General features: G+C 70.3%; 13 protein-coding genes. 9 read left to right on the forward strand and 4 right to left on the reverse strand.

What is annotated here, in order from left to right; genetic code table 11:
- Positions 1-42 precede the first annotated feature (42 nt).
- Positions 43-1,386 (reverse strand): YDG/SRA domain-containing protein, encoded by a 1,344-nt coding sequence (locus L3i22_RS07100; protein WP_255658015.1) that lies wholly within the window; start codon positions 1,384-1,386, stop codon positions 43-45.
- 190 nt (positions 1,387-1,576) lie between these two features.
- On the opposite strand from L3i22_RS07100, the gene L3i22_RS07105 reads away from it, so the two are divergent.
- The 7 genes from L3i22_RS07105 (at position 1,577) to L3i22_RS07135 (ending at position 6,832) form a co-directional block, all read left to right on the forward strand.
- Positions 1,577-2,449 (forward strand): GDSL-type esterase/lipase family protein, encoded by an 873-nt coding sequence (locus tag L3i22_RS07105; RefSeq protein WP_221329829.1) that lies wholly within the window; start codon positions 1,577-1,579, stop codon positions 2,447-2,449.
- A gap of 29 nt (positions 2,450-2,478) precedes the next feature.
- Entirely contained in the window at positions 2,479-3,123 is a 645-nt protein-coding gene (locus L3i22_RS07110; protein WP_221326181.1) for a hypothetical protein, read from the forward strand.
- A 171-nt stretch (positions 3,124-3,294) separates the two neighbouring features.
- The gene (locus L3i22_RS07115) at positions 3,295-3,510 is read left to right on the forward strand and encodes an SAV_915 family protein (RefSeq protein ID WP_255658017.1); all 216 of its coding nucleotides are present in this window, start codon (positions 3,295-3,297) and stop codon (positions 3,508-3,510) included.
- Positions 3,507-3,791 carry a hypothetical protein gene (locus L3i22_RS07120; RefSeq protein ID WP_221326182.1) on the forward strand — a complete coding sequence of 95 codons (285 nt, stop codon included), beginning with the start codon at positions 3,507-3,509 and terminating at the stop codon, positions 3,789-3,791. The genes L3i22_RS07115 and L3i22_RS07120 overlap by 4 nt, the downstream gene beginning before the upstream one ends.
- Positions 3,791-4,912, forward strand: a complete 1,122-nt coding sequence (locus L3i22_RS07125) for a hypothetical protein (protein WP_221326183.1) — start codon at positions 3,791-3,793, stop codon at positions 4,910-4,912. The genes L3i22_RS07120 and L3i22_RS07125 overlap by 1 nt, the downstream gene beginning before the upstream one ends.
- A gap of 11 nt (positions 4,913-4,923) precedes the next feature.
- The gene (locus L3i22_RS07130; protein WP_221326184.1) at positions 4,924-5,694 is read left to right on the forward strand and encodes a hypothetical protein; all 771 of its coding nucleotides are present in this window, start codon (positions 4,924-4,926) and stop codon (positions 5,692-5,694) included.
- 64 nt (positions 5,695-5,758) lie between these two features.
- The gene (locus L3i22_RS07135; protein ID WP_221326185.1) at positions 5,759-6,832 is read left to right on the forward strand and encodes a DUF2293 domain-containing protein; all 1,074 of its coding nucleotides are present in this window, start codon (positions 5,759-5,761) and stop codon (positions 6,830-6,832) included.
- Here the strand turns inward: L3i22_RS07135 and L3i22_RS07140 are convergent.
- Positions 6,820-7,410, reverse strand: a complete 591-nt coding sequence (locus L3i22_RS07140) for a TetR/AcrR family transcriptional regulator (RefSeq protein ID WP_221326186.1) — start codon at positions 7,408-7,410, stop codon at positions 6,820-6,822. The genes L3i22_RS07135 and L3i22_RS07140 overlap by 13 nt on opposite strands.
- A 79-nt stretch (positions 7,411-7,489) precedes the next feature.
- Here L3i22_RS07140 and L3i22_RS07145 point away from each other — a divergent pair, with 79 nt between their 5' ends.
- Positions 7,490-8,530: an MBL fold metallo-hydrolase gene (locus L3i22_RS07145; protein ID WP_255658019.1), complete on the forward strand. Its 1,041-nt coding sequence runs from the start codon at positions 7,490-7,492 to the stop codon at positions 8,528-8,530.
- A gap of 1 nt (position 8,531) precedes the next feature.
- Here the strand turns inward: L3i22_RS07145 and L3i22_RS07150 are convergent, their stop codons facing one another.
- Together L3i22_RS07150 and L3i22_RS07155 are read right to left on the reverse strand one after the other, a co-directional pair.
- Positions 8,532-9,806: an MFS transporter gene (locus tag L3i22_RS07150; RefSeq protein ID WP_221326188.1), complete on the reverse strand. Its 1,275-nt coding sequence runs from the start codon at positions 9,804-9,806 to the stop codon at positions 8,532-8,534.
- A 68-nt stretch (positions 9,807-9,874) separates the two neighbouring features.
- Entirely contained in the window at positions 9,875-10,921 is a 1,047-nt protein-coding gene (locus L3i22_RS07155) for a substrate-binding domain-containing protein (protein ID WP_221326189.1), read from the reverse strand.
- Between the two features lie 53 nt (positions 10,922-10,974).
- Here L3i22_RS07155 and L3i22_RS07160 point away from each other — a divergent pair, with 53 nt between their 5' ends.
- A complete protein-coding gene (locus L3i22_RS07160) occupies positions 10,975-11,400 on the forward strand; it encodes a MarR family winged helix-turn-helix transcriptional regulator (protein WP_221326190.1) in 426 nt (141 codons plus the stop codon).
- The last annotated feature ends 33 nt before the right edge of the window (positions 11,401-11,433 follow it).

Raw genomic sequence — 11,433 nt, forward strand, 5'->3', positions numbered from 1 at the left:
GCTATTGCGCGTGACATCTTCCGGACGAAAACGGATCAATATCTACTTTATCGGGTAAATGTTGCTGTGGTACCTCAGGGCCGCCCGATCGATCGCATGGCCCTCGGCTTCCCGGAGCGCTCCGCGGTGGGGGTGGTCTGATTGGATTGTCAGGTCGTCATCGATGGAGATGGCGCCGTTGTCGAAAAGCACGTGGCAATTAGGGCAGAGACACAGCATGTTGGCGGGCGTGTCGGCGCCCCGATGCGGCTCGCCGAGCGGTCGAATGTGCGCGCCTTCGGCGTATCCGCGGCCCTGCACAACCAGGCGGGTATCGCACACCTGGCAGGTGTGGTTATGCAAAACCTTGGTTGCACTGGCAACTCCGACACTACGAATGACTCGCTCAGATACTGTCGTCCGGCGGCCTGGGCTAATTGTGCCTTCCGGAAGAACTGGAGGCTGGACATCGACGCCATCCGTAACGGCGACGGTTGGCTGGAGGCGAACGAGTCGGTACCGGCAGAGCCTGAATCCGTCCCGTCCGATTTCACTCCAGAATTTCTCCACTAGGTAGAGGCCGTCGTAGCGAAGACCGGATGTTGGAGCATGCGGACTGTCGTGGGCGCCGCGGATGACACGCACCGGAGCATGGTCGAGGTGGCTAGTAATCAGCGCGGCGTTGCCAGATGTCGTCGGGCTCTGGTCTGCTATCTGCCGTTTGGAATCCGCGTCCCGGCCGCCGTGGCCGGTGTAGATGATCCAGTCTCCGAAGTCTTTGTCTTCGTAACCGCCTGAGACGACGATGGATTCAGCGCCGCTAGCGCCAGTGCCGACAATGCCAGCCTGAAGCGCACGATGTACTCGTTGTTTGTGTAGGTCGGCGCGGTTAGTGAAGAGGGAGCCAACGTTGACACCTGGAACCTCGCCGAATCCCCGGAAAAGCGGCATTTCGACACTAAAATAGTCCAGTAGGGACCGTGCTGAGGTCTCGTCAAGTTTGTCGACGGCCGCGTGTGCGAACTCCTCGAATGCTGCTGTCTCACCCAGCGCACTGAAAGCCTCGGGGGACAGGCCGACGAGTGGATTTGTCGCGTTGAGCCATCGAGCTGCGTGCGCGCTCCGCGCGGATGAGGCGGATGCCGCCTGCTCAATCGCCCACAATCGGGAATTCCGAAGGGTAAAAACGGGGAGTGCTGCCACGTCGGGGTGAGCGCTGCCGTCAAGCTCCGAGATGGCTGCGCTCAGAGCGGATCGGACATCCGACCACTTCGCTTGTCGCGATTGGCCGCTGACGGCTCGCTGAGCACCCCAGATGAGGACGAAGGGTTGGTGCACTGCGGGGCGACCATGTGACTGGCCGGGTCGGATTTTACGCAGCTCCGCCTTAATCTCCTCAAGATTCACCGGGGCCCCTGTTCGATGCTGGCGAGACTAGGCAAGTGCCTAGCTGGTCTGCCATGTTGCCTCAGGGGTGTGACATTTTTGGCTTGGGGCAGAGTGCCAGGGTTGAGCCTGTGGGTGTGTAGTGCGTGACGACCGAAGGCTGATGGCATATCGTGCCGAAGTTGTTGCTGTCGGTTAAATCGGGGGAATGATGCTGCGCCGCTGGCACCTCGCTGTCCTGGCCCTGCTCGCGGTGACGGCGCTGGCCTGTGAGGGCGGCGCCGGCGCGGCCGACCCGGAGCCGACCCGGAACAGGACCACGGCGCCGACCGCCGGCGCGACGGGCTATCCGGCGTCGATGGCCGCGCTCGGGGACTCGATCACCGCCGGGGTCGGCAGCTGCCTGGCCTACCTGGCGTGCAGCCGGAACTCCTGGGCGGCCGGGGACGGCGGCGACGTGGACAGCCACTACCGGCGGATCCTGGCGATGAACTCCAAGATCAAGGGTCATGTGCACAACTTCGCCGAGCCGGGGGCCGAGGCGGACGCGCTGGCCGGGCAGGCGGCGCGGGCGGTCGACGCGAAGGTGTCCTACGTGACCGTCCTGATCGGCGCGAACGACGCGTGTGCCGGGTCGGCCGGCGGGATGACCTCGGTGGCGAAGTTCCGCGACGAGGTGGACCGGGGGCTGGCCCGGCTGAAGAAGGGCCTGCCCAAGGCGCGGATCCTGGTGGTCAGCGTGCCGGACCTGTACCGGCTGTGGCAGGTCGGCCGGGACGACGACGAGGTGGTCCGGGTGTGGAACTCGCGTGGCATCTGCCCGTCGATGCTGGCCGACCCGAGGTCGACCGCGGACAGCGCCGAGCGGCGGCGGCGCGCGGTGCGGGACCGGATCGACGCGTACGACGGGGAGCTGCGGGCGGCGTGCGAGGCGTACGGAAGTAGATGTCGCTGGGACGACGGCGCGGTGCACGACGTCCGGTTCAGCATCGGCCTGCTGAATACGTTCGACTTCTTCCACCCGAACCTGAAGGGTCAGAACGAGCTGGCCGACGTCACCTTCCCCGGCACATTCGACTGGTAGCCCGGGTGCCGTCCACTTAGGTTGGAGGGATGAGGTTCCTGCCCGGGAAGACGCGGCAGCCGTCGGCGGCGCCGCTGCACGCGGCCGGCGAGCTCGAACTCACGCCGGCGATGGACCGCGACCACTGGTGGAGCCGGATCACCGAGCAGACCCGGCGGCGGATCGCCGCCGAGGCCGGGGCGACGGTCCGGTGGTGGGCCACCGACGACTACGACAATCCCCGCCGGCCGCGCGGGACGGTGCTCGGCGCGGACGCCCTGGTCGTGATGGACGGGGCGGAGCGGCTGACCGTCTACCGCTACGTGCGCCGGTCGCTCACCGAGGCCCGGGTGCGGCAGCGCCCGTCGAAGGCCGCACCGGGCGACGTCGTCGCGAACCCGGCGGCGCCCGTCGACCTCGACCTCGGGCTCGGCGAGAGCATTCGCGGCTTCCTGGGCAACCTGCCCGCCGAGGCGCAGCAGCGGATGCAACAACCGTTCCTGGACGGCGACCGGATCGTGCACCACGAGTACTTCTACTACGGCAACGAGGAGGAGATGGACGTGTGGTGCTACCTGGCCGGCACCGCGAACATCACCTTCCTGGCCGGCCACCGCAAGGCCCGGCGCGGCGCCCCGCCACACGCCGTCACCTGGGACCTGACCTGCTACCACGCCCCGCTGGCGCAAGGCTGAAACTGGTAAGGGCAAGAGCCGGATCGAGGAGGGCGACCAGCGTCCGGGGTCGCTGCCGAACGATCGGAGGTCGCCGTGCCGCCGGATCCCGGGACACCGCGTCAGAGCGACCTGCCACCGTACGTCTATGTTCCGTGTTCCCAGGTGGGAGTGGGCGACACGGGGCTCACCGTGGACCTGCGCCGCACTCGGGCGGGGCAGCTCGCGCTGCTCGTCTATTCGGCGCTGGACCGGCTGGTCGACTGCTGCGGCGCGGCGCAGCCGTGGACGGTCGTGCCCGCCACTCAATTGGAGCGAATTCGGGAGACGACCGGCGTTGAACTGATCCTGATGGACGTGAGTATTCCCGAGCATCTACGGCGCGATGCGGAGGGACAGGCACCGTGAGCGATCTGTTGTTGAACGTCGACGTGGCCGTGCTCGACGCCATCGCCGATCGGCTCATCCGGGTCGGCGACAGCGTGGACACGGCCGGATCGTCCGCCCCGTCACCCCCGGACGCCGGCCCGGGCACTCCGGTCGTGTCCGATGTGCTCGCTCGGCTCTGTGCGGGCGCGGCAAGTCTGGCCGAGAGCCTGCGCGGGACCGGATCACGAGTGGCCGAGGCGAGCCGGGTGTACGCCCAGGAAGACGCGGACGCGGGGCAGAGTCTGCACGAGGCGTACTGATGCCCATCGACACCCGCCTGGACGGCCGGCCGGAGGAGGTGCGCGCCACCGCCCGCTGGCTCCGGGATGGGCTGGGATTCGAGGTCGCCGCGTGCGCCTCGGCGACGGCGGAGGTGCGAGCCGACGCCCAGCGCGGCTGGCACGGCGCGGCCGGCAGCGCGTTCCGGCGTCGCGCGGCGGAGACCGCGGCGACCGCGGGCAGCCTGCACTCCGAGATCGGAGCCACCAGCCGCCGTTTGACCGAATACGCCAATCACCTGGCCGCCGCGCAGCAACACATGGCCGGTGCCCGGGAGATCGCACTGGCCGGTGGCCTGATCGTCGACGGCTTCACCATCCACGATCCGCTCCCGGCACCCGTCGTGCCCGAAATTCCGGACCCGGATACCGCTGCCTTTCATCGGCGGCAGGCGGACGCCTACGTCCTTGCCGAGAGCGAGGCGCGCAAGGCCGACGAGGCTTGGCGGTTCGGTGCGGACATCCTCAAGAACATGGCCGACGACGTACGTCAGAAATGGCCCCTGGCCGTCGGGGACGTCACCAATGGCATCGGTGGCGGATTCCTCGCCACCCACATCGAGATCCTCCAGAAGCACAGCGCCGAGGCCCTGGAGCAGGCCGGCAAGCTCGAGGGCCACTACCTGAAGTCGCAGGGCGGGTCGGCGCATTCCAGGTCGCTCATCAGGTCGATATCCGACGAGATCATGGACAGCCACGTGGCTCAGCGGCAGGCCGCCACGCTCGGCGAACGCTTCGCCGGCAAGATCCCGGTCATCGGGGCGGCGATCACCGTGGCCGGCGTCGGCTACGACATCCACCAGGGGAAGCCCGCGGTGAAGGCGATCGCGTCCGGCGGTGGCGGCATGCTCGCCTCGATCGCCGGCGGTGCCGCGACCGGCGCCGCACTCGGTGCGATGGGCGCCAACCCGGTGACCGTCGTGGTCGGTGCGGCGATCGGCGGCGCGGTCGCCGGCCTGGCCGCCGGCGGCGTCATCGACGCCGGGTACGACCGGTTGCCGGAGGGCGTGCAGGACGCCTTCAACCAGGGGCAGGCCGCGGTGGGCAAGGCGATCGGCGAGGTGGGCGACGATGCCGAGCGGCTCTGGCAGAAGATCTTCTAGGAGAGGGCGCCATGTCGGACGAGACGTCACCGTGGGCCGGGGTGGGGCCGGGCGGTCTGATCACCACCTCGTTCATGGCACTGGCCCTGCTGGCTGCCGGCAGCGCCGCCGGCGCGATCCTGTCCGCCGTCAACGGCGCTCCCGCCGGCGTGCTCGGCTTCGGCGCGGCCGCTCTCCTGCTGGCGCATCTGGTCGGGGTCGGCGTGATCACGTGGTGGCGTCCCCGCCGATCGGCCGGCCCCACCGGACCCGACCCCGTGACATTCCGTTACTCACGGTGGTCCTACTACTGGCCGGCGGCCACCCTGCTCCTCATCACCGGTGCCCTGGTGCTCTTCGGCTGGGGCTCCCTCGCGGCAGGAGATTCCATCGGCATCGCGCTCGCGGTCATCTCACTCACCGCGGTGGTCCTGCTGGGCTGGTCGACGGTACGGATGTTGTCCGGCGCCCCGGGCCGGCTGTGTCTCACCCCGAGTGGCCTGGTCCACCACGGCCCCGGCTTCACCCACCGCCTCCCGTGGGACTCGGTCGCCGAGATCCGGCCCGCCGCGATCGGTGGCTCCCCAATGATCCTGGTCGCGCCGTACTCGTCGGCCCCGGTCGAGATCACCGGCCGCCGGAGCCCGGCGCTGCCGGACATGGCCATCCGCGGAATGTGGCTGGCCAGCGATCCCGTGCTGGTGTACCGAACTCTCCGGCACTACCAGGCGAATCCGGCGCACCGCGCGGAACTGTCCTCCGGCGCCGCCCTGAACCGAATCCACCAGCGCCGTCTCGGGTGAGCCCGGTGACGGTGCCGTCGTCCTCGGCTGTTCGGTGAGCGGGAACTGGGTATTCTGCGGAGCTGTGCAGCCTGCCTCGAAGTTGGAACGCCGGGTGGTCGTCGCCGCGGAGCGGGCGCTCGCGAAGCAGCGGCACGTCGGCCCGCTCGACGTGCTGGTCGGGCTCGGGTGGGTGGTGCCCGGGCAGATCGCGAACTGGCGGCAGGGGCGGCTCACCCACCTGGAAGCGGTGGCCGCGGTGTCGCCCGACCGGATCGTCGACGTGCTCGAGGTGTTCCGGCGCTGGGTGGCGGGTCAGGGCCTGCGGCCCGGCGAGATCGAGTACGTGGCGGCCACCCGGGACCGGCGTCCGCTGCGGTTCACCGTCGACGGGGATGCCGCGCGGGAGCTGGCCTACCGCACCCACTGGATGCCGGCCGACCTGCCCGAGCCGCAGCGGGAGCGGCTCACCGCCAAGCAGAGCAAGGCGCCGGACCTGGTCGTGGTGCAGCCGATGCGGGAGTTCACCTGCGCCGGCTGCGGGCAGATCCACGACGACCTGCTGATCATGGAGGACGCCGGGCCGCTCTGCCTGACCTGCGCGGACCTCGATCACCTGGTGTTCCTGCCGGCCGGCGACGCGGCGATGACCCGCCGGGCCAAGCAGGCCAGCCGGCTCTCCGCGGTGGTGGTGCGGTTCAACCGGTCCCGTAAGCGGCACGAGCGGCGCGGGCTGCTGGTCACCGGGGAGGCGATCGAGGCGGCCGAGCGGCAGTGTCTGTCCGATGAGGATGCCCGGGCCCGCCGTCGCGAGCGGGACCGGGTGCGGCGGGAGGCCGCCGACGAGACGTTCCAGGGGGAGTTGGCCGCGATGATCGGCCGGCTGTTCCCCGGGTGCCCGGCGGAGCGGGCCGAGGCGATCAGCCGGCATGCCGCGGTCCGGGGGAGTGGCCGAGTGGGGCGCAGTGCCGCCGCGCGGGCGTTCGATCCGGAGGCGGTGACGCGGGCGGTGGTCGCGTCGGTCCGGCACGAGGACACGCCGTACGACGAGATGTTGATGTCCGGTGTGCCCCGGGACGAGGCCCGCGAGCGGATCCGCGACGACATCGACCTGATCCTCGACCGATGGCGAAAGGGCGGAAGAGATCAGGGTGCGTAGCCCCGCAGGATGAACGCGATCGTCTCGGTCAGCCCCTCGTCGACCTGTTCCCCGGTGAATCCGCCGCTCAGCGCCAGGTCGGTCATCCCCTGCAGGATCGCGGCGAGCGGCACGGCCGCCATGACGATCGGCCCTTCGCGGACCTCGCCCCGCCGCTGGCCGTCCTCGATCAGGTCGGTGGCCATCGTCATCAGTCCCTGCATGGCGGTGATCAGCTCGGCCGGCGGGTTCGGCTCGTGCTTGCGCGAGAACATCAGTTCGAGCAGCGCCGGGTTGCCGGTCGCGAAGCTCACGTACGTCCGGGTGAGCGCGGTGAGCCGCTCGGCGAACGAGGCGCCGGCCCGTTCCAGCACCCCGGTCATGGTGCCGGTGAGCCGCTCGAAGCCCTCCACCGCGAGCGCGTCCAGCAGCGCCTGCTTGGTCTTGAAGTGGCGGCTGGGCGCGGCCGGGCTGACTCCCGCCTCCCGGGCCAGCTCCCGCAGCGACAGCTCGGCGGGCCCGCGGTCGCGCAGGGTGTCCTCGGCCAGCGCGAGCAGGGCGGCGCGCAGGTCCCCGTGGTGGTAGGGGCGGGTCTTCATGCCCCCAGCCTACCGTGATGTAGGCGACGAACACATTGTGATCGTTGCCTACATTGTTATCACCGCCTACATTGAGGGCATGCCTTTCAACCTCGCTGCACAGATCGGCGGCAAGTCGACCGGCGCCCGTCGCGCCCGGGTCGAGGCGTCGCCGCAGTTCGCCGACGGCAAGTTCCGCAACAACGTGCCGACCAGCTCCAGCCTGTCGCTCACCGACGTCCCGAAGATCGCGGCCGCGGTGTTCACCGGCACCGCGGCCCGGCGCCCGCACCAGCCGATTCCCCTGGTCAGCGCGGTGTCTCAGGACGCCGACGGCCTGCACGTCACGTGGTTCGGCCACTCCACCGCGCTGATCGAGATCGAGGGCCGCCGGGTCCTGCTCGACCCGGTGTGGAGCGACCGCTGCTCCCCGTCCCAGTTGGCCGGCCCGCGCCGCCTGCACCAGCCGCCGCTCCCGCTGCACGAGCTGCCGCGGATCGACGCCGTGGTGATCTCCCACGATCACTACGACCACCTGGACATGGCGAGCATCCAGCACCTGGCCGGGCTGCACCCGGCGGTCTTCGTGGTGCCGCTCGGCGTCGGCGCGCACCTGGAGCGCTGGGGCGTGCCGCTCGCCCGGATCGTCGAGCTCGACTGGAACGAGCGCACCGAGGTGGCCGGCGTCGAGCTGATCGCCACGCCGGCCCGGCACTTCTCCGGGCGCGGCTTCAGCCGGGACGAGACGCTCTGGGCCAGCTGGGTGATCAAGGGCCCGAGCCGCCGGGTGTTCTACTCCGGCGACACCGGCTACTTCCCGGGCTTCGCCGCGATCGGCGCCGAGCACGGGCCCTTCGACGTCACGCTGGTGCAGGTCGGGGCGTACGGCAACGAGTGGCCGGACATCCACATGTTCCCCGAGGACGGCGTCGCCACTCACCTCGACGTCCGGGGCGGCCTGATGATCCCGGTGCACTGGGCCACCTTCGACCTGGCGGCCCACCAGTGGGCGGAGCCCGCCGAGCGCACCTGGCGCGAGGCCAAGGCGCGGGACGTGCGGCTGGCGATCCCGCGGCCGGGCGAGCGGATCGACGTGGACAACCCGCCGGAGATCGACGCCTGGTGGCAGCAGGTCGCCTGACTCAGACGGCCGCCGCCGCCGACGCCGAGCGGGCGAACCAGGCGGCCAGCAGCGTGCCGACGCACAGCGCCGCCGAGCTCAGGCCCAGCGACCAGTGGATGCCGACGACCGCGCCGAACAGGCCGACCGTCACGCCGCTGCCGAAGCGCAGGCCGTTCGCGGACATGCCGTAGACGCCGATCACCCGCCCGCGGTCGGCCGGCGGCGCCATCAGCTGCACCACGGTCTGCCCGACCGACATCGACGCCAGGTTCGCCACCCCGCCGGCGACCAGCAGGACCACCGCGAGGGGATAGTTCGGGGTGACCGCGAAGAGCAGCGTGAACAGGCCGTAGAGACCGGTACTGATCACCGCCGAGAGCACCGTGGGCTTGATCCATCCGGTCGCTTCCAGGACCAGGCCGCCAAGGACGCCTCCGGCGCCATTGGCAAAGAGCAGGATTCCGTACGCCGTTCCGGCGCTCTCGCTGCCCAGATCCGACGCGAAGAGCGGCATCGCCGACTGCAGTGACGCGCCCACGAAGAACGACCCCAGCCCACCCAGGATGATCATGCTGACCAGCGTGTGATCGGCACGGACCTGGCGCAGCACCCGGACCGAGTCCATGATCCCGACCCGCTGCCGTTGCCGGGGCACCCCGCCGTCCCGGGTGTGCCCGGTGAACCTGGTCCGGAACAGGAACAGCGTGAGCGGCAGGTAGAACGCGACGTTGGCGAAGATGCCCCAGGTCGGCCCGAGCCCGAGCAGCAGTGCCGAGCCGACCGCCGGCCCGAACAGTACGCCGAGGCTGCGGAACGTGGCGTTCAGCCGGACCGCGCTGGGCAGCTCCTCGTCGCCGACGAAGTCGTGCAGCATCAGCTGCTCGCCCGGACCCCAGAGCGCGCCCGCGACGCCGTGCAGCACCAGCAGCACGCAGGCGTGCCAGATCTGCAGCGAGCCGGTCAGGAACAGCACGCCCCAGGCCACCGAGACCAGCGCGAACAGGGTCTGCGCGAGCTGGATCACCCGGCGGCAGTCGTACCGGTCGGCGAGCGAGCCGAACCAGACCGACAGGAACAGGAACGGCACCCAGTGGCTGATCACCTGGAACCCGGAGAGCACCGGCGAGTGGAACTTCTCCCACAGCACCCAGTACGTGATCACGTGCTCGATGTTGTCGGCCATCATCGCCAGCGCGGCCCCGAACAGGTACGGCCGCGCGTCCGGGTTCCGTAGTGCGGCGAACCGGCGGGGCGCGACGGGAACATGCGCGGTCTGGCCGCAGGCAGCACACATGGCTACAGCCTTCTGCCTGCGACCGTGTCGTGCAGCGCCAAGTGGTCAACTAGACAGTGAGCGTGCTGTCAAGGGAGCTGGGTCAGGACGTCGAAGTCGACCCCGCGGGCCTCGGCGAGATAGATCCGCTGGTTCACGTGCCGGTGCCGCAGGCGCAGCAGGCCGCGCGGGCCCTCGTAGGACACCGCCTCGGCGTGCGCCCCGATCGCCCGCACGTCCAGGTCACCGGCCTGCTCCACCAGGGCGGCGAGCAGCTGCACACCCTCGTAACAGGACTCGCCCAGGCTGCCCAGCGGCGGCGCCTCCGGCCCGAACCGGCCGGCGTACCGCCCGTGGAAGTCCAGGTTCTCCGGCGTGATCATGTCGGCGAAGAAACCGGCCGTGCTGAACAGGTCGTGGGTCGCCGCCGCCCCGCTGGCCAGCAGCATGTTCTCGTCCATCAGGGTGCTCAGGCGCAGGCAGCGGCCGGGCAGCCCGGTCCGCGCGAACGCCCGGTTGAACCGCACCGCGTCCATCCCGACCAGCAGCATCAGCACCGCGTCCGCGGACGACACCTCGATCCGGCGCAGCGCCTCGGCGAAGTCGGCGGTCGCCAGCGGGACGTAGCTCTCGCCGACGATGTGCAGGCCGTGCTCGGCGGCGTACCGGCGCGCGGCGCGGGCGGTCCGCCGGGGCCAGACGTAGTCGTTGCCGATCACGTACCACCGGCGGGCGTCCCGTTCCCGGGACAGCAGCCGCATCGCCGGGAAGAGCTGCGTGTCCGGGGTCTCGCTGGTCATGAAGACGCCCTCGGTGCGCTCGCCGCCCTCGTAGAGCGCGGTGTAGACGTACGGCACCCGGCCGGCCACCCGGGGCGCCACCGCCTGCCGGACCGAGGAGATGTGCCAGCCGGTCACGCCCTGCACCGCGCCCGCGTCGACCAGGGCCGCGACCTCGGCGGCCACCGCCTGCGGGGTGGCGCCGCCGTCCACCGGGATCAGGCGCAGCTCCTGCCCGAGCACGCCACCGGCCCGGTTGATCTCCTCGGCGGCCAGTTGCGCGCACAGCTCGGCGCTGGGCCCGAAGATGCCGGCCGGACCGCGCAGCGGCACCACCAGGGCGACATCGAAGGGCATGGGCACATCCTGCTCGACACCACGGGCGGCGGGGAAGAGGTAGCATCCCGACGATGCGGGGTCCCACGGATCTTCTGTACCTGCTGACCCGGGCCGAGCGGCTGCTCGCCCGCCGACTGTCCGCCGTCCTCGACGAGGAGGGCTGCTCGCTCGACGCGTGGCGGGTGCTCACCCTGCTCGCCGACGGCAGCCGGTTCATGACTGAGCTCTCCGAGCGCGCGTTCCTGCCGCCGGGCAGCCTGACCCGGCTGATCGACCACCTGGTCGAGGAGAACCTGGTCTACCGCCGTGGCGACGACCTGGACCGGCGGCGGATCAAGGTGCACCTGACCGCCCGCGGGCGCCGGTTCTTCCAGCGGATCGACGCCGGGATCCGGGCCGATCTGGCCGACGTGCCGCTCGGCGAGGACCTCGGCGCGCTGGTGGCGATGCTGGAGGGTCGCCCGGCTCACACTTTTGCAGCGCGGCAAAGCGACTAGCTGGTCCAACGGAACAGTTAACTATCTAGACCT

This window comes from Actinoplanes sp. L3-i22 (assembly GCF_019704555.1).
Classification (GTDB): domain Bacteria; phylum Actinomycetota; class Actinomycetes; order Mycobacteriales; family Micromonosporaceae; genus Actinoplanes.